The organism is Sphingomonas sp. SUN019 (genome assembly GCF_024758705.1).
Taxonomy (GTDB): Bacteria; Pseudomonadota; Alphaproteobacteria; order Sphingomonadales; family Sphingomonadaceae; genus Sphingomonas.
In genome coordinates, this window is record NZ_CP096971.1 from 3,419,053 (window position 1) to 3,441,440 (window position 22,388).

At 63.0% G+C, this 22,388-nt stretch carries 20 protein-coding genes and 1 tRNA gene; 13 read left to right on the forward strand and 8 right to left on the reverse strand.

Translation table 11 applies throughout. The annotated features are described in order from the left end of the window. Positions 1 to 42: 42 nt before the first annotated feature. From M0208_RS16445 to M0208_RS16465, 5 genes are all read left to right on the forward strand, one after another. Entirely contained in the window at positions 43 to 1,287 is a 1,245-nt protein-coding gene (locus tag M0208_RS16445; RefSeq protein ID WP_258892747.1) for a nucleotidyltransferase, read from the forward strand. A 442-nt stretch (positions 1,288 to 1,729) separates the two neighbouring features. Next, positions 1,730 to 2,764: a CBASS cGAMP-activated phospholipase gene (locus tag M0208_RS16450; RefSeq protein WP_258892748.1), complete on the forward strand. Its 1,035-nt coding sequence runs from the start codon at positions 1,730 to 1,732 to the stop codon at positions 2,762 to 2,764. 153 nt (positions 2,765 to 2,917) lie between these two features. Beyond that, a complete protein-coding gene (locus tag M0208_RS16455; RefSeq protein ID WP_258892749.1) occupies positions 2,918 to 4,861 on the forward strand; it encodes a hypothetical protein in 1,944 nt (647 codons plus the stop codon). 34 nt (positions 4,862 to 4,895) lie between these two features. Beyond that, entirely contained in the window at positions 4,896 to 5,258 is a 363-nt protein-coding gene (locus tag M0208_RS16460; RefSeq protein WP_258892750.1) for a hypothetical protein, read from the forward strand. Between the two features lie 24 nt (positions 5,259 to 5,282). Further along, positions 5,283 to 5,879 (forward strand): hypothetical protein, encoded by a 597-nt coding sequence (locus M0208_RS16465; RefSeq protein ID WP_258892751.1) that lies wholly within the window; start codon positions 5,283 to 5,285, stop codon positions 5,877 to 5,879. On the opposite strand, the gene M0208_RS16470 is transcribed toward M0208_RS16465, so the two are convergent. Next, positions 5,828 to 6,322: an NADAR family protein gene (locus tag M0208_RS16470; protein ID WP_258892752.1), complete on the reverse strand. Its 495-nt coding sequence runs from the start codon at positions 6,320 to 6,322 to the stop codon at positions 5,828 to 5,830. The genes M0208_RS16465 and M0208_RS16470 overlap by 52 nt on opposite strands. A 49-nt stretch (positions 6,323 to 6,371) precedes the next feature. Here M0208_RS16470 and M0208_RS16475 point away from each other — a divergent pair, with 49 nt between their 5' ends. The 5 genes from M0208_RS16475 to M0208_RS16495 all read left to right on the forward strand — a co-directional run bounded on the left by M0208_RS16475 (position 6,372) and on the right by M0208_RS16495 (position 11,145). Continuing rightward, on the forward strand, positions 6,372 to 6,761 hold the full coding sequence (locus M0208_RS16475; RefSeq protein WP_258892753.1) for a helix-turn-helix transcriptional regulator: 390 nt from the start codon (positions 6,372 to 6,374) through the stop codon (positions 6,759 to 6,761). Positions 6,762 to 6,985: 224 nt separating this feature from the next. Continuing rightward, complete coding sequence (locus tag M0208_RS16480; RefSeq protein ID WP_258892754.1) at positions 6,986 to 7,159, forward strand: hypothetical protein; 174 nt, start codon at positions 6,986 to 6,988, stop codon at positions 7,157 to 7,159. A 66-nt stretch (positions 7,160 to 7,225) separates the two neighbouring features. Then, on the forward strand, positions 7,226 to 8,104 hold the full coding sequence (locus M0208_RS16485) for a hypothetical protein (RefSeq protein ID WP_258892755.1): 879 nt from the start codon (positions 7,226 to 7,228) through the stop codon (positions 8,102 to 8,104). A gap of 1 nt (position 8,105) precedes the next feature. Next, positions 8,106 to 10,016, forward strand: coding sequence for a hypothetical protein (locus M0208_RS16490; protein WP_258892756.1), 1,911 nt, complete (start codon positions 8,106 to 8,108; stop codon positions 10,014 to 10,016). After that, complete coding sequence (locus M0208_RS16495; protein WP_258892757.1) at positions 10,009 to 11,145, forward strand: hypothetical protein; 1,137 nt, start codon at positions 10,009 to 10,011, stop codon at positions 11,143 to 11,145. Before M0208_RS16490 ends, M0208_RS16495 begins: the two co-directional genes overlap by 8 nt. A gap of 513 nt (positions 11,146 to 11,658) precedes the next feature. Here the strand turns inward: M0208_RS16495 and M0208_RS16500 are convergent. The 6 genes from M0208_RS16500 to M0208_RS16525 form a co-directional block, all read right to left on the reverse strand. Next, positions 11,659 to 11,733, reverse strand: a tRNA-Glu gene (locus M0208_RS16500). Between the two features lie 22 nt (positions 11,734 to 11,755). Continuing rightward, a complete protein-coding gene (locus tag M0208_RS16505) occupies positions 11,756 to 12,703 on the reverse strand; it encodes a helix-turn-helix domain-containing protein (protein WP_258892758.1) in 948 nt (315 codons plus the stop codon). Positions 12,704 to 12,782: 79 nt separating this feature from the next. Next, complete coding sequence (locus M0208_RS16510; protein WP_258892759.1) at positions 12,783 to 14,153, reverse strand: class II 3-deoxy-7-phosphoheptulonate synthase; 1,371 nt, start codon at positions 14,151 to 14,153, stop codon at positions 12,783 to 12,785. Positions 14,154 to 14,231: 78 nt separating this feature from the next. Continuing rightward, positions 14,232 to 15,452, reverse strand: coding sequence for a M20 family metallopeptidase (locus tag M0208_RS16515; protein ID WP_258892760.1), 1,221 nt, complete (start codon positions 15,450 to 15,452; stop codon positions 14,232 to 14,234). Positions 15,453 to 15,672: 220 nt separating this feature from the next. Continuing rightward, positions 15,673 to 16,305 (reverse strand): peptidylprolyl isomerase, encoded by a 633-nt coding sequence (locus M0208_RS16520; protein WP_258892761.1) that lies wholly within the window; start codon positions 16,303 to 16,305, stop codon positions 15,673 to 15,675. Then, positions 16,305 to 16,820, reverse strand: a complete 516-nt coding sequence (locus M0208_RS16525) for a homogentisate 1,2-dioxygenase (protein WP_258892762.1) — start codon at positions 16,818 to 16,820, stop codon at positions 16,305 to 16,307. The genes M0208_RS16520 and M0208_RS16525 overlap by 1 nt, the downstream gene beginning before the upstream one ends. A gap of 137 nt (positions 16,821 to 16,957) precedes the next feature. Between M0208_RS16525 and M0208_RS16530 the strand changes: the two genes are divergently transcribed. After that, the gene (locus M0208_RS16530; protein ID WP_258892763.1) at positions 16,958 to 20,191 is read left to right on the forward strand and encodes a bifunctional cytochrome P450/NADPH--P450 reductase; all 3,234 of its coding nucleotides are present in this window, start codon (positions 16,958 to 16,960) and stop codon (positions 20,189 to 20,191) included. A gap of 33 nt (positions 20,192 to 20,224) precedes the next feature. On the opposite strand, the gene M0208_RS16535 is transcribed toward M0208_RS16530, so the two are convergent. After that, positions 20,225 to 20,395 (reverse strand): hypothetical protein, encoded by a 171-nt coding sequence (locus tag M0208_RS16535; RefSeq protein ID WP_258892764.1) that lies wholly within the window; start codon positions 20,393 to 20,395, stop codon positions 20,225 to 20,227. Between the two features lie 31 nt (positions 20,396 to 20,426). Here M0208_RS16535 and M0208_RS16540 point away from each other — a divergent pair, with 31 nt between their 5' ends. Next, entirely contained in the window at positions 20,427 to 21,935 is a 1,509-nt protein-coding gene (locus tag M0208_RS16540; RefSeq protein ID WP_258892765.1) for a wax ester/triacylglycerol synthase family O-acyltransferase, read from the forward strand. Continuing rightward, positions 21,928 to 22,371, forward strand: a complete 444-nt coding sequence (locus M0208_RS16545) for a phasin family protein (protein ID WP_258892766.1) — start codon at positions 21,928 to 21,930, stop codon at positions 22,369 to 22,371. The genes M0208_RS16540 and M0208_RS16545 overlap by 8 nt, the downstream gene beginning before the upstream one ends. Positions 22,372 to 22,388 lie beyond the last annotated feature (17 nt).

Sequence of the window (22,388 nt, forward strand, 5' to 3'; positions counted from 1 at the left end):
TTTATCCACAGGCTGAACAGGTCTGCCTTAAAGGAGGACAAGTTGAACGCGCCATTTCCGCCTCAGGGTCGCAACCCTTTCGACGATCCGCTGGACAGGATTCTTGCGGAGATTGGGCTCAGCACCCAGCTCCCGCCCTCGCTGCACAAGAAGGCGAGCGGGCGCTACGGATCGGTCCGGACCTATCTGGAGGCCGATCCCGAGTTCGAAGGTCAGATCGAGCATTTCTATCCCCAGGGATCGATGGCGATCGACGCAACCATTTCCAACCGCGGTACCGATGACGAGTATGATCTCGACATCGTCTCCCAGCTCGGCGGCCGATTCCGCCAGATGGAACCGCTGGCTATTCTCCTCGCCCTCGAGCGTGCTTTGGCCGACTATCCCGTTCAGAAAGTGGTGCGCCAGACCCGCTGCGTGACGCTTTATTATGCCGATCGCATGCACCTCGACATCACGCCCGCGCTCCGCGCTTATGGGACGCTCGATCGCGAAAGTTTCATCACCCATGGCAAGGGGCCTCAGCCCTCGGTCAGCGACTGTCTCGTAGACATGAACGCCTTCGGCTTTGCCAACTGGTATCGCGAGCGGACGCCGCTGGAATATCGCCTGGCCAAGGCGTTTCGTGATCACTGGCTCGCCCTGGATGCAGGCGGGATTCGCGCCGACGCCGAAGTCGATGAGGTTCCTGATCAGTGCGAGTTCACCGTGAAGAATATGGCGACGCTGGCGTTGCAGATCGTGAAGCGGTTTCGCAACATTCGTTATGCCAGTTATCAGGGACGCATCCCGCCTTCGGTCATGCTGTCCTACTATGCTGGCATGGCGGCGAAGCCAGACAGCACGCTTTCCGAGATGATCATCCGGATTGCGAACTGGATTATCGGCGATATCGAGAGCGCGTCGCTCTATGGCCGCGAGCTGCATGTGGCGAATCCGGTTTGCGCGGACGACGTCTTCACGGACCGCTGGCCCGAGAACGTCGCTCAGCAGAATGAGTTTGCCGACCACCTCAAGGATCTCGTCGCGGGTCTCGAATCCGCGAAGCGCGGCGCGATGTTCCCTGATCGACTGATGGATTGGCTTCGCAATCGCTTCGGGGACCGCGTCGTCACGAAGGCGGCTGACCGCATGGCGGAAGAGATCGGGGCAGGGGTTCAGTCCGCGGAACAGCGCTATACTCGTAGGGGCGGCTTGCTTCTGCCGAGCGCGGGGGTGGTCGCGGCCGTTGCCAGCCCGAGCATTGTCCAGGCCCACCCGCATAGCTTCTACGGTACCCGCATCTGATGGATAGGGGCGCGCTCACCATCGAAGCGCAATGCGCCGCGATGTGTCGGGCATGGCCGGGATTTGTCGTGCGGGGATTGGACCGTCGAGAGCAGAGCGCCCGGTGGACCGGGAAAGTCCGACCCCAGTTCAGCCGGTTTACCCTGGAAATCCGCTACAGCCTTGGCGATTTTCCTCACGTCCGCGTGATGGGGCCGCAACTGGTCCGGCTTCCAGGCAACGTCGAGGGCCAGCTCCCACATGTCTACCCGCCGGCGAATGATCCGACCCTTTGCCTCTTCGATCCTGCGGCAGACCAATGGGACTCGTCGATGGCGATCGCGGAGACGACGGTGCCGTGGGCATGCGATTGGCTCGCTTGTTACGAGCTCTGGCTCATGACGGGTCGCTGGACCGGTGGTGGCCGCCATGGTGCTGCCGTCCCCAACTTGGCGGGCGCCGTATGACCTATGTTCCTGCCCGACGTTCGGATGGCACGATCCAGCATATGCGCGTCAAGCAGCCTTGGCCGAAGGACCGCGTTTTCCGCATCCTGTCGATTGACGGTGGAGGCATTCGGGGCGTTTTTCCGGCCGCTTATCTCGCCGAGCTGGAGCAGCGCTTTCTCGGTGACCGATCGATCGCGAGTTGCTTCGACATGGTGGCTGGCACGTCGACGGGTGGCATCATCGCGCTGGCCCTGGCGCATGGTTTGACCGCGCGCGACGCGCTTCGAATCTATATCGAACGTGGGGACCGCATCTTCCCGCCTTTAAGCGGGTGGCGCAAATGGCATCGCATCCTCCGGTGGATCTCGCGGCCAAAGCACGATCAGGGCATCTTGAAAGAGGAGTTGCTCGCGATCTTCGGGGAAGCGGTGCTCGATCATGCCAGAACCCGTCTCGTTATTCCGAGCTTCGAAGGGCGATTTGGCGAGCCCTTCCTCTACAAGACGCCGCATCACCCGGATTACCAGAAAGACCGCCATAAGAAGTTCGCGCATGTCGCGCTGCACACGACTGCGGCGCCGTCCTATTACCCCGGGGTCGAAGACGATGGGTATGTCATGATCGATGGAGGTGTATGGGCCAACAACCCGGTGATGAATGCGCTCGTCGATGTGCTCTCCTGCTATGATATTCCCCGCGAAAATATCCGTATCCTAAGCATTGGGACTGGTGAGGCCGAGTTCACGGTGAATGAGAACGCGCGGGCGGGCGGGATCCGGCAATGGGCATTGATGCGCGCCTTTTCGGCAGCAGCACGCGCCCAGTCTAAGAACGCCCTTGGTCAAGCCTATCTGCTCGTGGGCAAAAACAACGTTTTGCGCATCGATCCGCCAGAGTCGGCAACGCCCATCGCTCTGGATGATGTCGTACGCTCAGTGCGCGAGTTGCCGCTGATGGCTCGAAGTCTCGCTGAGGGATCGGGGCATCATGTCGAGACGATGTTTCTCGCGGATTGCGTCGATCCATTCGTTCGCTGTCCCGCCGCTTGAAAGATGATGGTTTTGCTGGAGAAGACGTTACGCTCGGGCGATAAACGTTGAACATCGTTATGAAGACGGCAGTCTGAGAGCTACAGGACGGACGGAAACGGACCTTGATTGGAATCGGTCGCGGTTCGATCCATCGCGAGCTACGGTCTGCAGATGACCATTTTCTCGGATAAGTTATCGCGCCTTCACGAGACGATCACGCTAGTCAGCGGCTGCGGCAATGGTGAATTGGCGCATGCCCTGCAGGAAGGCCGGGATCGCACCGTGATAGGAGTCGGCTCAGGCGGCTCCGCGGTTGCTGCTGAATTTCTCGCGAGATGTCGTGCCACGCTTGGTTTCGAACGCACCGTCGTGATGACGCCGATGGAACTCGTTTTGTCTGGAGAGAGCTGTCGCGGCTGTGAGATTTGGCTGTTCAGCGCAGGCGCTGACAATCCCGATGTCGCCGCCGCTTACCGCACTGCGACGCAGTCAGGTGCTGTGGCCGTTCGGCTTGTCACCGTATCGCAGTCGGGCGCCACCGCAGTCGCGGCGGCGGCGAGCGCGAAAAGCTGTCTTTACGTACTTCCCGTGGCCGATCCGAAGGACGGTTTCCTCGCCACTCATTCGATGACGGCGATGATCACGGCATTGTTGCTGGCTTGCGACGCGCTCTGCGAGCGGCCGTCCGGCAATTCACTCGTGGACGCCTTTGCGCAGACGGCGCGGGAGCTACTCGCACCCGATTCGATCGCGGCCAACGCCATGCTCGGTTTTCGAACCGGGGATACGTTGCTGCTCTTATGCGATCCGCGCGTCAGAACCATAGCCGTACTGGTCGAGACGTCGCTTTGGGAAACCGGAATCGCGCCTGTTCAACGAACCGACTTCCGCAACTTCGCGCATGGTCGCCACGTCTGGGCAGCCAAATATCCGGACCAAATGTTCATCCTGGCGCTGACAGCCGCGGAAAGCCGTGCGGTGTGGCGTCCTATTGCCGAGGCGCTGCCGACCGGCTTGCGTGCCGGGGAGGTCGACTTTGGCGCCGCCGGGAGATTCCGGTGCGCGGTGGGCGTGTTGCAAGGCCTTCATATCGTCCGCTCGCTGGGCGATGCAGCTGGTATCGATCCAGGGAAACCGGGGCGCGGCGAGTTCGCAAAAGCAATCTACGACGACGCGAGCCTTGATCGGCTGTCGATGGAACTGTCGGGCGCTGCGCGGCACAAGCTGAAGGCACGAGAGGCCCACGACCCGCTCGATGATGAGGGCGCCTGTGTGTGCATGACCGCGCGAGAGCGCATTGAGAGGCTGAGAGAGGCCCGCTTCCGTGGGGTCGTGCTCGACTATGATGGCACGATCGTCACCACCCAGGCCCGGCTTGAAAGGCCCGATCCCCTGCTGATCGAGGAGCTTGTAAGACTTGTCGATGGTGGCATGATCCTCGGCATTGCAACGGGGCGCGGGGGATCGGTCGGTGACATGCTGCGCGAAGCACTGCCGGAACGCGTTCACGCCTCGGTCACCGTCGGCTATTATAACGGCGGACACCTCAGGATGCTTGATGTGAACATCGATGAGGACCAACCGCGACAGGATGCAGATATTCTGGGAGTGGCTGACTGGATCGAAGCCGAGGGCCTTTTGTCCGCCGGCAGGTCTGTGAAACGAGGCCGGGTGCAACTTGCCCTCAACCAGGCGCATCTCGCGGAACCGGCTCGATTTGCGGAAAGGATACGAGCCTGTCCAGAGGTAGCCGATGGGCGCGTTAAGGTGCTGCGCTCCCATCACAGTTTCGACCTGGTGCCGCAGCGCAGCTCCAAGCTTGCGGTCGTGAAGGCGGTGGTGGCGCGGGCTGGCGATCCTTCTGCAAAAGTGATCGGAATCGGCGACAGCGGTTCACCGCTCGGCAACGACCATGAGCTTCTTTCTGGGGCTTATGGCATCAGCGTGGACAGTGTTTGCGGGAGCCTTAACGGCTGCTGGACGTTCTTCGGAGACACGCTCACAGGACCGGCCGCAGTGTCGACGATGCTGCAGGCGATGCGAGTCGAAGATTCGCATGGCACCTTCGACATCGACCGCATAAACTCGACTGACGAGAACATAATTGGTACATAATGAGAACATGAATGATTCGCGGAACCTTTTGACGATGGCAACGGAAACGGTCGACGTTGTCGGAACCGGCTTCACGGTGCTGGACCGCATCTATGCGGACCTGCGCGCCGTCGCGTCGGAGGAACTAGGCGGATCCTGCGGTAACGTTCTGCTGTCTCTTGCCATGCTGAGCCGTTGCGTTGCGCCGGTTCTCAATCTTGGTCTGGATGACGTCGGCAACCGGCTCGTGGGCGAGTTCAAGGGCGCCGGCGCGGAAACAAGATTCATACGGCGTCGCAGCGACCGCCGGTCACCGGTCTTGGCGCAGCACCTCGATACCATGTCAGGGAGTCATTTCTTCGCTTTCACCTGCCCCGAGACGAACGAGGAACTGCCTCGTTACGAGCCGATCGAATGAGAGGATGTCGAGCACGCCCGGCCGATGCTGATGAACTGCGCGATCTTTTATACCGACCGTTTGTCAGACGCGATCGTGGAGGCGATGGAAACCGCCGCCGGAGCAGGGGCCATCGTCTATTTCGAACCTTCCGAGGTGAAGCGCGCGGACCTGTTTCGGCGCGCCGTCGCGGTGACTACCGTCCTGAAGTTTTCCGCTGACCGCCTCGACGGGTTCATGGATGAAGGCGTTCCGGGTACGGCGATTTCGATCGTCACTTATGGTGAGGCCGGACTGGAGCTTCGCATGGGAAGCAATCGGCATTGGTGCCATTCCTATCCGGCACCCGAAGTGCGCGATACCTGCGGGTCAGGCGACATGGTGAGTGTAGGCTTGATCGATTGGCTGCTGGCCCATCGCCCTTCGCGCCAGAGCGGCCTTGATCGATATGCTGGTGCCCGGCATCGAGGCCGGGCAACGGCTCGCGGCGGAGAATTGCGCCTATGTCGGCGCACGAGGCCTCTTCCGCCAACGTGGCGCGGCTTATGCGCGGTCAGTGCTCAGCGGCGAGGCCCAATAAGCACCCCTGCTCAGGCCGCCTTGCGGGTTGAGCCGATCTCGCGGGCTTCACCGCGCAGCTGATCGCGAAGCTCCATCAGCAACTCGCCGAGCATATTCCGACCCTGGCCGTTGACCTCACCCCACAGGCGGTTGACCTCGTTGTCGATCGTGGCTGCCTCAACGAGACGTGCCGATTGCGTGGATAGCAGCAATTCACGCAAGTCGGGGTGCTGCGTGAATTTCGCGCGCAGCACGCCTCGCATGCGATCGAACTTGCTCTGGGACCAGCCCGGCGCGACGTCCCAATAATAGAGGCCGTGTGCCGCCATGGCGAGCAACGCTGGTGAGGGCGCCGCCATCAGCCAGGCCTTAACCTCGGGCTTGCGCGCCTTGCCAGCCTGATAGGCGTGCTCGCTCGTCGAATAGACATCGCCCTCGAACTCGATCTCACGCCGGTACAGGTTGCTGAACGCGCCATACGGCTTCTCGCTTGCCCGATAGAATCGGATCTCGCCGTCGCTCATTCTCAGCCTCCTGTTGCAAATATGCACGTTCAGTAGCATGCAAATTAGCATGAAGCCGACTCGCAAGGAAAGGACTGATTTGGAGCGGCGGATCCGGCAAGCCAGGAAGCGTTCGCGCCTGACCAACGCGGCCTTGGCGGACCTGGCGAAAGTGGACCCAAGCCAAGTGTCCCGGATTTGCCGCGGCGATTTTCGCACTATCAGCGACAGTGTCGTGCGAATCTGCACGGCGCTGAAAGTTCCGATCGCGGCACGCCCCGCATCGTCCGGCGTGCGCGGCCAGTCTCAGCCGGATGCGGCGTCGGCAGCCGAAATCCGCACCGATGCGGCGTGGGCCCGCCTGGAAAAGTCCGTCCGCAAGGTCTGGGACCGGACGCCGCAGGGCGCTGATCGACTTGCCCGCGTGCTGGAAGCGGTCGCCGAGGCGCGGCGCGGATAGGGCAACAGACCACAGAGTCCGGCGGGATGCTGCCAAAACGGATCAATTGAAACGGCGGCGTCGGTGCCTGCAACGCGTCGACGGGCGATTACCGGATGCAATCGTCTGTCCAACGTGCCAACGTGCCGCTGGTACTTGCGGGGGCGCAAGCATCACGGAGGATAGAGCGGGTCCGAACCGCCGGTAGGTGGCACCGGCAGACAAGTGCGTGGGGAGGCTGGTGCGTGAAGAAAGATCTGGCCGAGAATCTTCTCGCGAAGATCATGGGCTGGACGGATGCGGAAAAGGCGATGCAGCGTGCGCGCCTCGAGAGCTTCGCCAGCTATAAATATGACGAGTATCAGCAATTCTCGCCCGGCCGCCGCTTCATTGAGAGCCTTGCGCTGTGGCTGGCGTAATTCGACGCGGGCAACGAACGCCGGACAGCCTATGATTTCGTGTGCAACCGGCTGATCTTCATCTCAATGGACGAGATGAACCATCTCGTCGAACTCAGTTTTCCGACGATCATCAGGCCGCTGCTCATCGCCGCCACGGCAGCCGAACTCGGCGTGGATCCGGATCATATCAAAGCGATTTTAGCGACACGAGAGTATCGAATGCGTTTGCGCCGAACGCTAGTGCTGGGGATGAGCGACGGCGCGAGGACGGACTGGTTCAGGCGCGCCAATCCGCAGGATATGTCCAACGAGCAGGTCTTCCACGCCTATGACGTTTCCGAAGGCAAGACCGGCGACATGGTCAAGAAACTGAAGTCGGCGCTCCGTCAGATTCTCGATAGGGACCCGACGGACGAGGAATCGCGCTTCGAACATGTCGTGCTGCTCGACGATTTTTCCGCCAGCGGGACAAGCGCTATCCGCCGGGATGACGACGGCGTGTGGGATGGCAAGATCCCGAAGATCGTCGCCATGCTCGACGCCGCCGACGGGCTGGGATCCGCGATCGCGGATGCCGGCGTAACGCTCGTGATCGTCGTATATGTCGCGTCGGAACAGGCCATCGTGCACACCAGGGAGCTGCTGGAGAGCCTGACATTCTCGAAGGGCTCGATCCTCTTCGACGTCGTGCACCGGCTTGGTGCTGAGGTCCGTCTCGACGATGTTGGAGATGAGCCCATTCTGGCGCTCGCAAACCAGGAACGCTATTTCGATCACTATGTAGACGATCAGCATGCGGCGGTCGGTAAAAAGTCGAAGCGCCTGGGGTATGCGGAAGGCCGTCTTCCCGTTGTGCTGGGCCACAACACCCCGAACAACTCGATCTTCCTGATCTGGGCGCCCGACGAGACGAACGTACGGGGGCTCTTCCCCCGGGTCGATCGCCACCGGAAGCTGCAATAGGATGAGAAACCCGTTTCGCATCCGCGCTTCCCAGCGGTCCGTCAGCGATGAGGAGTTCGTGCAGCTGTTCGGGGCGGGAGCGCTCGACCTAATGGAGAAAGTCGCCGATCCGTGGGGGGGGCTTGTCTTCCTCCGCAGTGCGCCTGGTGGCGGCAAGACCAGTTTTCTCCGCCTCCTGACTCCTCGGCCCCTCAGGCTGACCGATCAGCTTGCCGATACAGACCAGCAGGTGAAGGAGACGCGCGACGCGCTGCGCGACGTCGGTGCTCTGGCGTCATCGGGTCCGGACCTCTTGGGCACCATGGTCGTGTTCACCAGTGAATATAGAGAAATGGCCGGATTCGACCGCGCCAACGCGCTCTTTCGCGAATTGGTGAACTCGCGTATCGTCATCGCAACGCTGCGCGCCGTCCTAGATCGCGCAGGCCGCGCTTATCCCGAAGACCTCGACAAGATCCATTTTGATTGGGCGCCGGAATCGGGGGCAACCATTCCCGCCAGTGCCAATGGCCGCGACCTGTTCGAATGGGCGTCAGAGATCGAACGGGGCTTCTACGAGCGGATGGACGATCTTGGTGTTACGCCGCCGGTCAAGGGCGGGCACGCGCGGCTCGACGGCCTTAAATGGTTCGCCCATGTCCGCATCCGGGATCCCAAAGGGCCGGTGGAGGTGAAACGGGTTCTGCTGCTCGACGAGCTGCAGACCCTTGCACCCGGCCAACGCACCAGCTTGATCGAATTTGTGACGGCCGCTCGTGAGCAATGTGGTGTCTGGATTGCCGAACGCCTTGAGGCGCTCACCCACCGCGACCTGCTTTCGGAAGGGGCGCTGAAGGACCGCGACTATGAGGGCATCATCCAACTCGAGCGTCGCTGGAGCGGCTCCAAGGCGAAGGTGTTCGGCCGCTTCGTCGAATCCATTGCCAATCTGCGCGCCGCCAAGGCGGACGGGTTCGAGAACCGGAATTTCTTTACGCTCATTGAAGAGCATGACGACCTGACAGCCTGGTCTGAGCGTTTCGATGAGGCGAGCGTGAAGATCGAACACCTGATCGGCGACGCGAATGGCAACGGCAACAGGTACGATAATTGGCTGGACGAGGGGCGTGGTCGCTCCGGCTCGGCGCTCGATCGTGCCCTGCATTGGCGCACCACGCAGATATTGGTGGCGCGCGATCAGCGGCGCGCGCAATCATCTTTCGATTTCGACGCGCTGGCCTCCCAGGAGCTGGAAAAACGTGGAAGCAGCGCGACGGAGCGTGCAGCCGAACATTTTCTCCGCACTGAAGTGGAAGCGCCCATCTATTTCGGCAAGGACGTGCTCAGCGCCGTCTCATCGTCGAACGTGGACCAATATCTCGAGGTGGCGGGCGAGCTGTTCGAGGAAATCCTGGCAAAGATCCGATTCCGCCGCGAGCAACCGATGCCGCTATCGCCAGAGCGACAGGACGCCTTGATACGCAAGGTGGCCGCGTCGCGCTGGGAGGGTTTGGTACGTCGCTTGCCGCGGGGCTATGAGGCCAGGCGCCTGCTTGAGGCGATCGGGGAATATTGTCGTCAGCAGACCTTCAGGGAAAATGCGCCCTATGCCCCCGGAGTTACGGGCATTGCGATCACCATGCAGGACCGTGCCTTGCTGATCGATAGCCCGGATGACGATGTCCGCCATTTGATTCCGCTTCGCGACGTCTTGACGTCGTTGGTCGCGCACAATTTGCTGGTCCCAAAGCTCGATCATCAGAACAACGGGAAATCGCTCGTCGTCTTCTATCTCAATCGCCTGCTTTGCGTTCAGTTCGGACTTCCGCTGGGCTATGGCGGCTGGCGCGCAAAGTCGCTCAAGGATTTGATGCACTGGCAGGAGAAAGGCGCCAAAGCCGAGACGCTGGTCAAGGAGGCGACCCTTGTCTGACGATAAGGCGGTTATGCGCTGGGATCCTTACTCGCTCACGCGTGATGCCGAGTTTGACGGGTTTTGGCGTGCCCACCTCGGGAAGCGGGACCGGCTGATACTGCTGGTCCTGGGACGCGGGTTCGACGTGCGCGCTCTCGAAACCGCGACGCGGCTCAAGGGTGTCGGGGCGAACGTGGCGGTGTGGTTGCTCGCCTATGACAATGGCCTCAACGACAGCGCGAAACGATCGGCTTTGACCCAAGCGAACTACAACGGGCTGGTCGCGCTGTTCGGTACGGCCGCGATAACGCCCATCGATATCGCGATCGGGGGCACCGCGGGTGAGACCGCGACATCACGCAACACCAAGGCCGCGCTCGAAGCGGCTGGCGATTGCCTTCTCTTCGACGATGTTGTCGTCGATATCAGTGCGATGCCCCGTCTCGTGGCAATGACGACCGTCGCCGTTCTGCTAGCCAAGCTCGATGGCGTTGCGCGCGCCGGCGGAAAAAGCGTGAACCTCCACGTGACCACAGCGGAAAGCGTTGCGGCCGACAATGACGCTGCCCAGGGTACCTTGCAGGATCAGGTAACCTTGGTCGTAGGTTTTTCGGGGCAACTCACGTCGCAGACGACCGAAAACTGGCCTCGCGTGTGGTTTCCGGTCTTGGGAGAACGTCAGCAGGCGCGGCTCGACCTGATCCGCGATTTTATCGATCCCGACGAGATATGCCCGGTAATTCCGTTTCCCTCGCGTGCGCCGCGGCGCGGTGACGAGATCATCGATGAACACCGCGCGATCTTGTTTGACGAGTTTCAGATCGAACCGGCCAACATCCTGCTCGCGTGCGAATATAACCCTTTCGAGGCCTACAAGCAGATCTTCGTGGCGATGGACAGGTACCGGCGGGCACTCAGAGAGATGGGCGGGTGCAAGGCGTTCGTGTCGCCGATCTCGTCCAAACTCCTCTCGATCGGCGTGCTACTCGCTTGCTACGATCACCGCTTCGGTGACGTCTCCGGCGAGCGCCTCGACGTTGGCATCCCCTATGTCGAGACCGCTGTTTACGGCGATCCGATTCAAGACGAGCAGTCGGCGTACGAACTCTATTCGATGTGGATTCGCGGCGAGTGGGAAGAAGTTTGACGTGGCCGCTGCCCTCCCCGGAGCATGGAAGTGCCTAATCTGCGTAAAGGCGTGCATCGTATTTGGGGCGGTTAGCTCTAAAAACGGCATTGAAATGCCGCTTTGGGCACTACAGTGCCCTGCCTATTGCGGGCGGAAAATGCATGAGGCAGACCAAAACATCGGATGGACTCGGCGTCTTCGTAAAAGGGTGACGAGCCATGTCCTGGAAGGGATAAGTGTGATGTCAGTCTGGCCTGCAACCTGCGGTGAGATCATAACGGTGAGGATACTTCACGGGAGAGCGCACAGCTGCGGAAGCGGGCGGAAAAGTGGCTCACCGGCGCTTACTGCTACTGCCATCGCATGGCGTTCGATTGCGGAACGATCGCACCCGAACCGAACAAGCAAGGTAAAAAATACCGTAATTTCAGGTACTTGGAATTGAGCCGAAAGTGGTTTTGAGGAGCGATCAGCCGTATCGAACCCCTAAGCCACTAAAAAAGCACGCAAAACCGCCACGCTTCGTTGCCATGGTGACCCCTACGAGAATCGAACTCGTGTTTTCGCCGTGAGAGGGCGACGTCCTAACCGCTAGACGAAGGGGCCGTGCGCGGTGCGAGGCGGGCGTCTACGCGGGGGGCCGGGAATCGTCAAGCTGCGGCCCGATGTTGTCGCGGCCGGGCATCATCAGGCCCTGCAACGGCTGGCCGAACCGCGCGCGTCTGCCCTGCCGCATCGTTTCCATCAGCGGCGTAATGTCGCGCAGGAACCGGCGTCCCGTCATGTCGAGGAACAATTGCGCATCGCGGATGAAGTGCGATTTGTCGTGATAACCCGGCGCGACGCTCCCGAAGTCGATCGTGGCTGGATCCGTCTCCGCCATCGCCATCAGCGCGCGCATGAAGCGTATGCGACGGAGCAACAGCTTGGGCGCGAAGCCGAAATAGCGGCTGGCAACGCGCCGGACTTGCCGCGGGGAGATGTCGAGCCGGTCGACGATCCTCGCAACGTCGCCGACCGCGGGATCGAGCAGCGCATCGGATAGCGCACGGATTACAGCCTCGTCCTCGCCGGGCGGCAGCAGCCAACGGCGAAGCGACATATCGAGCGTCGCGACGATCGCTGCGTCATCGTCGGCGGCGGCGAGCGTCGTGTGAAGCCGGCGTTCGGCGAATGCGCCGATCACGCCGGAAAGAGGCGTCACGCGATTGGCGAGCTTGTCCGCGGAATGCGGGATCAGACGCGACCAGCCGAGCGGGGTGAGGCCGAAGCCGATCAGCCGGCCGCCGTTGCTTTCGACGTGGATCGGGTGGCTGGTCGGGCCGAACAGGACCGAACCGTCGGTCCATTCGTGCCGCCAGTGACGGATGCGCGCTCGCACCGGTCCGGCATTAAACGTCAGCGCGATATTGGCGGGGCCGGGGGCGTAGATGTTGCTGCGGGGAAAGGATCCGGCTGGTCCCGAATCATAGATTGCGTAGTCGATGACAAATTGGGCCAGATCGCGAGCAGGGGTATGAAATCGCGCGCGAACCGGTCGATCGTCAGGCGCGTCGACGTGGTCAATTGCTTTCAAGCGCGCGCCCCCCAACGTCGGTCTTCGCCGATGTGGGATCATTCAGCCCGATCGCCGCTGCAATAGCAAGCGGTTAGAATTACGCGGCTTTGCGCCGCTCCGCCATTTCCGCGTTGAGCATTTCGGCCAGCAGGAACGCCAGTTCGAGCGACTGGCCAGCGTTCAGGCGCGGATCGCAGTGCGTGTGGTAGCGATCGGCGAGCGACTGTTCGGTAACGTCGACCGCGCCGCCGGTGCATTCGGTCACGTTCTGCCCGGTCATCTCGGCATGGATGCCGCCCGCGTGCGTGCCCTCCGCGCGGTGGACGGCGAAGAAACCGCGCACTTCGGCCAGGATACGATCGAACGGCCGCGTCTTGTAGCCGTTGGCGGCCTTTACGACGTTGCCGTGCATGGGGTCGCAGCTCCACACCACCGGATGGCCCTCGCGAGTCACGGCGCGGACGAGGCGGGGCAGGGCCGCTTCGATCTTGTCGTATCCGTAGCGGGTGATGAGCGTCATGCGGCCGGGGATGCGGCCCGGATTGAGCGTGTCGAGCATCCGCAGGAGCACATCTGGTTCGAGCGTTGGCCCGCATTTTACGCCGATCGGATTGCCGATGCCGCGCAGGAATTCGACGTGCGCCGACCCCTCGAACCGGGTGCGATCGCCGATCCACAGGAAGTGCGCCGACGTGTCATACCAGTCGCCGGTCAGCGAATCCTGCCGCGTCAGCGCCTGTTCGTAGGGCAGCAGCAACGCTTCGTGGCTGGTGTAGAATTGCGTCTGCGCCAGTTGCGGCACGGTTTCGGGATCGATCCCGCACGCGGCCATGAACTCCAGCGCCTCGCCGATCCGATCGGCGGTTTCGGCATATTTCTTCGACCACGGGCTGCGGCCCATGAAATCGTGCGTCCAGCGATGGACCTGGTGCAGGTTCGCGTACCCGCCGCTGGCGAACGCGCGCAGCAGGTTCAGCGTCGCCGCGGACTGGCTATACGCGCGCACCATGCGCTGCGGATCGGGGATGCGGCCTTCCGGGGTGAAGGCGATGTCGTTGACGTTGTCGCCGCGGTAGCTGGGCAGTTCGACGCCGTCGATCGTCTCGGTATCGGTCGAGCGCGGCTTAGCGAATTGCCCCGCCATGCGGCCGAGCTTCACCACCGGCAGTTTCGATGCGTAGGTCAGGACGACCGCCATCTGCAGGATGACGCGGAAGGTGTCGCGGATATTGTTGGCGCTGTGTTCGTGGAAGCTTTCGGCGCAATCGCCGCCCTGCAACAGAAACGCCTTGCCCGCGGCGACCTTCGCCAGATCGGCGGTCAAATTGCGCGCTTCGCCCGCGAAGACGAGCGGGGGGAAGCTGCCGAGCGTGTCGGTCGCCGCGGTCAGAGCCGCGGTATCGGGATATTGGGGAAGCTGGCGCGCCTCATGCGTGGTCCAGCTGTCGGGGGCCCAATTGGCGGCCATCGTTCACGTCCTTCGGTTACGATCGGTCCGATGCGGGATTTTGTGTGGGGGTGCAATGAAGGAAAGCTATCGCCGCCTTCAATCCAGTCCGTTCTCCAGAAACCGCTCCGCCACCGCGCAGTGCATCGCGACGCCCTTGGCCAGCGTGGCCTCGTCGATCGTCATGCGGGTATTGTGGAGCGGGGGGTTGGTGCGCGGGTCGCTGCCATCCGCCGCCACGCCGATGAACGCCATCGCGCCCGGCACGTCGCGCAGCACGTAGCTGAAATCCTCGCCGCCCATCATCGGCGCGGGCATGCGCGACCAGCCATTCTCACCCGACAATTCGCCTGCGATATCGCGCATCATCGCGGTCGCGCGCGGATCGCACATCGTGACGGGATAGCCTTCGTCAATCGACACCTCCGCCACGCAATCGTGCGCGGCGGCGATGCCCTGTGCGATGCGGCCAAACGCCTCGCGCGCGGTGGTTCGCGTTTGTTCGGACAAGGTTCGCAGCGTTCCCATGATCTTCGCTTCGTCGGGGATGATGTTGTGCGAATTGCCCGCGTGGATCTGCGTGATGGTCAGCACCGCCGGATCGGCGACGGGGATGCGGCGCGCGATGAAGGTCTGCAGCGCGGTCACGATCTCGCACGCGATGGGAATCGGATCGCGCGCGTCGTGCGGCATCGCGGCGTGGCCACCGCGGCCGCGGATCGTGGCGTTGACGGTATCGGTGGAGGCTAGCAGCGGACCCTCTCGACCGACGAACACGCCAGCCGGAGCATTGGGGGTGATGTGCAGCGCGAACGCGGCGTCGGGCTTCGCAATGTCGAGCAGGCCGTCCTCGATCATCCAGCGCGCGCCGTGATGACCCTCTTCGCCGGGCTGGAACATGAACACGATCGTGCCGGGAATTTCGTCCTTTCGCGCGCAGAGCGCCTTCGCCGCGCCGACCAGCATCGCGGTATGTGCGTCATGCCCGCAGGCGTGCATCGCGCCCGGAATCGTCGAGGCGAACGGCAGGCCGGTTTCCTCGGTCATCGGTAGCGCATCCATGTCGCCGCGGAGCAGCACGGTGCGACCGTTGCCTCCCTGCGAACCACGAAGAATCGCAACGAAGCCGGTGGTCGATGTGCTGTCGTGGATATTGAGCGGCAGGTCGGCGATCGCGGCCTTGATCTTGGCGGTGGTCAGCGGACAGTGCAGGCCGATTTCCGGCTCGGCATGGATCGCGCGGCGCAGGGCGACGACATCGTCCAGCTGCGCGGTGCCGATGGCGGTCCAGTCGGTGCGGTTGGCGAGGGTGGTGGTCATGGAGCGACTCCTTTGCCATCAGCTTACGCTCGCGCCGCCCGCCCGTCACCCCAGGCCATCCCGTCAACCGAACCCATTCCGTCACCGCAGCGCCTTCCGTCACCCCAGCGAAGGCTGGGGTCTCGAGCGGCTCTTGTCCCGCGCCGTCGCCAGAGACCCCAGCCTTCGCTGGGGTGACGGTCATGTTGCTGAGTGAGGATTACTCCGTCGAAGTGACCGATTATTTTGCTGGCGTCGTCACCGGCGTTCGCCGCACCGTCATGATCTTCACCGTGGGCTCCAGCATCTGACCTTTCATCATCCCCACGCCCTTCGTCACCGACCTGGGCATCGGCAGGATGCGGCGGACGATGTCCATTCCTTCCACCACATGGCCGAATACCGCGTAGCCGGGATCAGTCGCGGTTGCGTCCATCGATTTGATGTCGCCGACCAGGATCACGAAATCGCCGTTCGCGGTGCCGGGCTTGCCCATCGCCATGGAGATCGCGCCATCGGTGTGCGACAGGCCGGTCTTCGTTGTCGGTTCATGCGCGATCGAGGGCAGCACGCGTTTCGGATCGTTCTGTGCGCCGAACTGGATGAAGCCGTAATTCTCCTGCACCTTCACCGCGCGGTAGAAGACGGCGCCGTCCAGCCGCTTGCCGTCGACGTAGCGCAGGAAATTGGCGACCGTGACCGGCGCCTTTTGCTTGTCCAGCGCGATGACGATCGAACCCTCGGCAGTGGTTAGCGTTACCCGGACGAGGCCGACCGGTACCGGCGCGGGCGTGGGAGCCGCGACCGGTGTGGGCGCGACCTGCGCTACTGTCGGCGAAGAAAGCGCCAGCAGCGCGAGCGCAAACATCCGCATCAGGCGAGCTTCACCAGCATCAGCGCCAGCGACGGCGTTGCACTGCCCGACAATTGGATCGCATAAGTCCCCGGCGTCAGCTTGAAATCGACCATTTTCCGCACGCCGGTGCATTTCGGGCCGTGGTCGTGCGCGCTGGACGCCACCGCCTTGCCGTCCTGCACCAGATCGACCCAGGCCGCGCCGCCCAGAGCCAGGCGATACGTTCCCGCGGTCACGATCGACACCGCCAGCGTCCCGCCATTGCTGTCGACCGCCGCCGCTTTCTCGGGCGCTGGGCTTAGCGCGAGATGCTTGGCGGGATGGAGCGACACATTCGCGGCCTTGCCGACCGACACCGTCGCGCCGTCGCCCGGTTTTACGCCCGCGCTGACCGGAATCTGCTCGCTCCACCCGGAAAACTCGGCGGGCAGAGCGACGCGAACGTTGGCGCACGAGGCTTCGGCCGCCGGTTCCTGCGCCACCGCGGCGGTGATGGGAAGGAGAGCTAGAATCACGGCAAAGGTCGGGCGCATGGAAACTCCTGTGGATCGTCTCACTGTAGCGTGCCCCGGGGACGATTGCACCCTGAGCTAACACCCCACGCCCTTTCCCTTGCGGCAACTTGCGCGGCGCTGAACGGTGTGTTGATGTAAGGTTCGAGGGAGAGGTCATGGCGACGACGGCACCGGCCACATCACGGGAATATGCCTCGATTCCCGCGCCGCCCGGCCTGCCGGTGGTCGGTCACCTCCACCAGATCGCGCGCGCCGGGCTGATCGGGCATCTGCTGCGCGTGTCGCGGGATTTTCCGGACGGCATCTTCAAGCTGAAATTCGGCAGCCGTGTCGGCGTATTCGTCACCGACCCCGATCTGGTGGCGGAGTTGTCGGACGAGACGCGGTTCCGTAAAATGCCGGGACCGGGCCTGCGCGTGGTGCGCAAATTCGCCGGCGACGGGCTGTTCACGGCGTTCAGCGAAGAACCGAACTGGGGCAAGGCGCACCGCATCCTGCTGCCCGCGTTCAGCCAGCGCGCGATGCGCGGCTATTTCGACATGATCGTGGAGGTTTGCGACCAACTGGTCGACAAATGGACGAAGGCTGCGGGCACCGACGTGCTTGTCGCCGATGACATGACGCGGCTGACGCTGGATTCGATCGCGATCGCCGGGTTCGGGCACCGCTTCAATTCGTTCGAGCGCGAGGAACTGGACAGCTTCCTGCAGGCGCTGGGGCGCGCGCTGTCGGCGGCGATGAGCACGATCACGCGGCTGCCGATCCAGAACCGTTTCGCGAAGAAGGCGAACGCGCAGTACGAAGCCGACATCGCCGAGATGAACGCTTTGGTCGACGGCATCATTGCCGATCGCCGCGTGCATCCGACAGATGGGCGCGATCTGCTTAACCTGATGCTGACCGCGATCGACCCGGAAACGGGCGAGGGGCTGGACGACATCAACATCCGCTACCAGGTGCTGACCTTCCTGATCGCGGGGCATGAGACGACGTCGGGGATGTTGACGTTCGCGTTCAGTTACCTGCTGCGCAACCCGACGATATTGGCGCAGGCCTATGCCGAAGTCGATCGCGTGCTGCCAGGCGACGTGCGGCCCGATTACGCGCAGGTCGCGAAGCTGGAGGTGATCGAACGCATTCTGAAGGAAGCGCTGCGGCTGTGGCCGACCGCGCCCGCGTTCAGCGTCGCGCCGTTCGAGGATACGCTGATCGGCGGCCAGAACGGGAAGGCGGGTTGGCTGATGCGGAAGGACCGCCCGGTCAACGTCTTCGGCCCCGGCCTGCATCGCTCGCCCGCGGCATGGGACGATCCGGAGGAGTTCGACATCGACCGCTGGCTGCCCGAGGCCGAGGCCGCGCGGCATCCCCATGCCTACAAGCCGTTCGGCAATGGCGAGCGCGCCTGCATCGGGCGGCAGTTCGCGATGGTCGAGGCCAAGATTGCGCTCGCGATGATGCTGCGCGCCTTCTCGATCAGCGATCCGCATTCGTACAAATTGCGGATCAAGGAAACGCTGTCGATCAAGCCCGACGAGTTTTTCATGCGTATCCGGCTGCGCCAGCCGCGTGAGCGGTTGCAGATCGGCGTGTCGGAGATCGTCGAGGACAGCGAGGTCGCTGCGGTCGCGGGGACGGGTCAGCGGTTCGCGGTGCTGTACGGATCGTCGCTCGGCACCGCGCGCGACATTGCGGAGGAGATCGCGGAACGTGCGCGGGTCGACGGGTTCGAGGTCGTGGTGCGCAGCATGGACGACAGCTTCAAGGGCGGCGCGGAGCCAGAGGACAAGGTGATCGTGATCGTCACCGCAACCTACAACGGCCGCGCGCCCGACACCGCGATCGAGGTGGAACGCGCGCTGGATGCGGGGGCTTTCGCCCCTGAAAATATAAACGCCGCGGACTGGAGCGGTGCGCGGTTTGCGGTGCTTGGCGTCGGTAACAGCCAGTGGCCGAACTATCAGGTCTTCCCGAAACGCGTCGACGCCGCGATCGAGGCGACCGGCGCGACGCGGCTGATCGCGCGTGCCGAGGCCGACGGGCAGGGCGATTTCGATGGCGCGGTGGCTGGCTTCGTCCGCGACCTCTGGAAGGCGTTGGGCAGCGATGCCGGACCGAGTGAATCGTCTGCGTCGCTGTCGCTATCGGTTGTCGATTCGGGTGAAACTCGCTCGCGCGTCTTGCCAGAACACGCGCAACGGCTGGAGATCGTCGGCAACGACGAGATGGTGAAGCCCGCCGACGGCCTGTGGGATTTCGCGATCGAGCCGCCACGGCCCTCCACGCGGCTGATCCGCATCCGCTTGCCCGACGGACAGGTCTATCACACCGGCGATCACATCGCGGTCTATGCGCGTAACCGGCCGGATCTGGTTCGGCGCGCGGTCGATCGGCTCGAGCTGGACGCGGCGGCGCAGTTGCGCGTGGACGGGCAGGGCGGGCGATTCAAGCATCTGCCGCTGGGACAGACGGTGACTGTCGGGCAATTGCTGACCGATTTCGTCGAACTGTCGGATCCGCTTCCGAAACGCGCGCTGGCGGTGGTTGGGGCGTCGACACGCTGCCCGGATACGAAGGCGAAATTGGCGGCGCTCGAAGCCCACTATGATACTGCAGTTGCGGGAAAGCGCATGACGTTGCTCGACCTGCTGGAGGCGCATCCGGCCGCCGAATTGTCACTCGACGCGCTGGTCGAGCTATCCGCGCCGATCAGCCCGCGATTTTATTCGATCGCCTCTTCGCCGCTCGTCTCGCCCGACACCGCCGATCTGATCGTCGGCACGATGGCCGCGCCCGCCTGGTCGGGTCTCGGCGAGCACCGCGGCTTTGCGTCGAGCTACATGCAGGAGGTCGCCGCCGGCGACCATGTGTTCGGCTACGTCCGCCGCCCCAACCCGCCCTTCGCCCCGCCCGCCGATCCAAGCGTGCCGATGATCTTGATCGGTCCCGGCACCGGCTTCGCCCCGCTCAGGGGTTTCCTCCAGGAACGTGCCGCGCAGCAAAAGGTAGGCGAGCGTGTCGCGCCAAGCCTCGTATTCTTCGGTTGCCGTCATCCCGACCACGACTGGTTCTGCCGCGACGAAATGGAGCGGTGGCAGGCGGACGGCGTGGCGGAACTCTACACCGCTTTCTCGTCGGTTCCGTCGCATCCGTGGAAATTCGTCCAGGATGCGCTCTGGGCCGAACAGGAAAGGGTCTGGCGCGCGATCGAGGCAGGCGCGTCGATCTATCTGTGCGGCGACGGCAAATTGATGGCCCCAGCCGTCCGCGACACGCTGATCTGCATCGCGATGCAACAGGTTGGCGAGGAGCACGCGAAAGGCTCGGCCTGGCTGGAAAGGATGATCGAGACGGGGCGCTTCCATCAGGACGTATTCGGCTTCGGAAAATAGCTGCGTCGACACGACAAAACTTTCCTACACCAATCATTTCTGTTTTGATGCTTTCAATGATCCGCGCGCGCTACGATAGAGTTCTACAAACACCGCGATGGTCGAAAAGCCGGGCAAGTATGTCGTTTTCCCGGAACCTTCGGAACTTTTGGGCACATCCACGGTGCTATTGTAAGCCGTCGATCGCTGGTCCAGCATCGTCATAACAGCCGGATCACGGCGGAAGGAGAGGCCGATGCAGCAGTTGAGCGCGATGGATGCGTCGTTCGTTTATCTGGAGACGCCGCACACGCCGATGCACATCGGGTCGGTCGCAATCTACGATCCGTCCACCGCGCCGGGCGGGTTTGTGCGGTTCAAGGACATTCTGCAGTTCATCCAGGCGCGCCTCGGCGGGGCGCGGAGTTTCCGGCAGCGGCTGGTGCGGGTGCCGTTCGATCTCGATCATCCGTATTGGATCGAAGACCCCGAATTCGACATCGAATTCCACGTCCGCCACATCGCGCTCCCCAAACCCGGCGACTGGCGGCAATTGTGCATTCAGGCCGCGCGGCTGCATTCGCGGCCGATGGATCTCGCTCGGCCGTTGTGGGAGTTCACCGTCGTCGAGGGGCTCGACAATATCGACGGTCTCCCGCCGGGTTGCTTTGCGCTCGTCAGCAAGGTGCACCACGCTGCGATCGACGGGATGAGCGGGGTCGAGATGTCGGCCGCGGTCCATTCGGTCGACGCTGATGTGACCGATCCCGACAACTCAGACACGTGGCGGCCGGAGAATATGCCGAACGTCGCCGATCTGCTGGTGCGCAGTTATTTCAACAGCCTGATTCAGCCGATGCGCGTGATGGAAACTATCGGGCGGTCGCTGCCCGGGATGGCGCGGCTGACGAGCGAGGTGCGCAAGGGCGACGTATCGATCCGCAATGCACGACCAGCGCCGCGCACCCGCTTCAACCAGCGCGTCGGCCCGCATCGCGTGTGGGATGCGGTGTCGTTCCCGCTGAAGGACATTCGCGCGATCAAGGAAGCGGTGCCCGGCGCGACGGTCAATGACGCGATTCTGGCGATCGTCGGCGGGGGGCTGCGCGCGTATCTGAAGGACAAGGGCGAACTGCCCAAGGACACGCTGACCGCAATGGCCCCTATCTCGGTGCGGCAGGAGGGCGAAAAGGCGGCGCTCGGCAACATGGTGTCCGCGATGGTTGTCGGGCTCGGCACGCAGATCGAGGATCCGCTGGAACGCCTGCGCTTCGTGCATGACGAGGCGGTCAATTCGAAGGCGATGACCAACGCGGTCGGTGCGAAGACCCTGTCCGACTACAGCCAGCTGATGCCATCCGCCCTCGCCGGATTGGCGGCGCGGCTCTACACGCGGGCGGGCGCGGCGAACGCGCACGCACCGGCATATAATTGCGTCGTCACGAACGTGCCGGGCAGCCGCGTACCACTGTATTTCTGCGGTGCGCGGATGGTGGGCATGTACGGCACCGGGCCGGTGTTCGACGGGATGGGACTGATCAATCCGGTCTACAGCTATGGCGATACGATCGCGATCAGCTTCACCTGCGACCGCGACATGATGCCTGACCCTGAGGTTTATGCGCAGGGCCTGCGCGACAGCTTTGCGGCATTGAAGGCGGCGGCGGTGAAACCTTCGTCCGCACCGCCGGTTAAGGCGAACGACGACAAACCAGCGGCGAAGCGACCGGCGCGAGCCCGCAGCAAAGGAGCAAGAAATGGCTGACGACACGAAGAGCGCGATCAACGCAACCGCCGCCAGGACTAAGGCTGCGACCGACAAGGCTGCGGGTGCCGCCAAGGACGCAACGGACAAGATGCGCGCGGGTGCGCAAAGGGCACAGGACACGTTCCGCGAAAAGGTCGCCGACCCGGCCAAGCGCGCTGGCGAGGCGATGAAGGAATCGGGCAAGAAGGTCGCCGAGGGATCGCAGACGATCGGGGTGAAGATGATCGACCAGGCCGAACAGAATGCGCGCGAGGCGTTTTCCGCGATGCGCGATGCGGCCAAGGCGAAGGATCTGTCCGAGGTGATGAAGATCCAGGGCGATTATCTGCGCGAACAAACGAACCGGTCGATGAACCAGGCGCGCGAGATCGGCGAACTGATCGTGCAATTCGGCAAGGACGCCGTCGCGCCGATGCGGGGTGGGAAGGGCTGAGGTCTATCGACGCCGCC

Coding starts and splice junctions, on each gene's coding strand:
- M0208_RS16485 (WP_258892755.1), top strand. CDS start 7,226: ATGGACGAGATGAACCATCTCGTCGAACTCAGTTTTCCGACGATCATC.
- M0208_RS16510 (WP_258892759.1), bottom strand. CDS start 14,153: ATGGCCGCCAATTGGGCCCCCGACAGCTGGACCACGCATGAGGCGCGC.
- M0208_RS16515 (WP_258892760.1), bottom strand. CDS start 15,452: ATGACCACCACCCTCGCCAACCGCACCGACTGGACCGCCATCGGCACC.
- M0208_RS16455 (WP_258892749.1), top strand. CDS start 2,918: ATGACCATTTTCTCGGATAAGTTATCGCGCCTTCACGAGACGATCACG.
- M0208_RS16490 (WP_258892756.1), top strand. CDS start 8,106: ATGAGAAACCCGTTTCGCATCCGCGCTTCCCAGCGGTCCGTCAGCGAT.
- M0208_RS16465 (WP_258892751.1), top strand. CDS start 5,283: ATGCTGATGAACTGCGCGATCTTTTATACCGACCGTTTGTCAGACGCG.
- M0208_RS16475 (WP_258892753.1), top strand. CDS start 6,372: ATGAAGCCGACTCGCAAGGAAAGGACTGATTTGGAGCGGCGGATCCGG.
- M0208_RS16460 (WP_258892750.1), top strand. CDS start 4,896: ATGGCAACGGAAACGGTCGACGTTGTCGGAACCGGCTTCACGGTGCTG.
- M0208_RS16535 (WP_258892764.1), bottom strand. CDS start 20,395: ATGACGATGCTGGACCAGCGATCGACGGCTTACAATAGCACCGTGGAT.
- M0208_RS16470 (WP_258892752.1), bottom strand. CDS start 6,322: ATGAGCGACGGCGAGATCCGATTCTATCGGGCAAGCGAGAAGCCGTAT.
- M0208_RS16520 (WP_258892761.1), bottom strand. CDS start 16,305: ATGCGGATGTTTGCGCTCGCGCTGCTGGCGCTTTCTTCGCCGACAGTA.
- M0208_RS16530 (WP_258892763.1), top strand. CDS start 16,958: ATGGCGACGACGGCACCGGCCACATCACGGGAATATGCCTCGATTCCC.
- M0208_RS16540 (WP_258892765.1), top strand. CDS start 20,427: ATGCAGCAGTTGAGCGCGATGGATGCGTCGTTCGTTTATCTGGAGACG.
- M0208_RS16450 (WP_258892748.1), top strand. CDS start 1,730: ATGACCTATGTTCCTGCCCGACGTTCGGATGGCACGATCCAGCATATG.
- M0208_RS16545 (WP_258892766.1), top strand. CDS start 21,928: ATGGCTGACGACACGAAGAGCGCGATCAACGCAACCGCCGCCAGGACT.
- M0208_RS16525 (WP_258892762.1), bottom strand. CDS start 16,820: ATGCGCCCGACCTTTGCCGTGATTCTAGCTCTCCTTCCCATCACCGCC.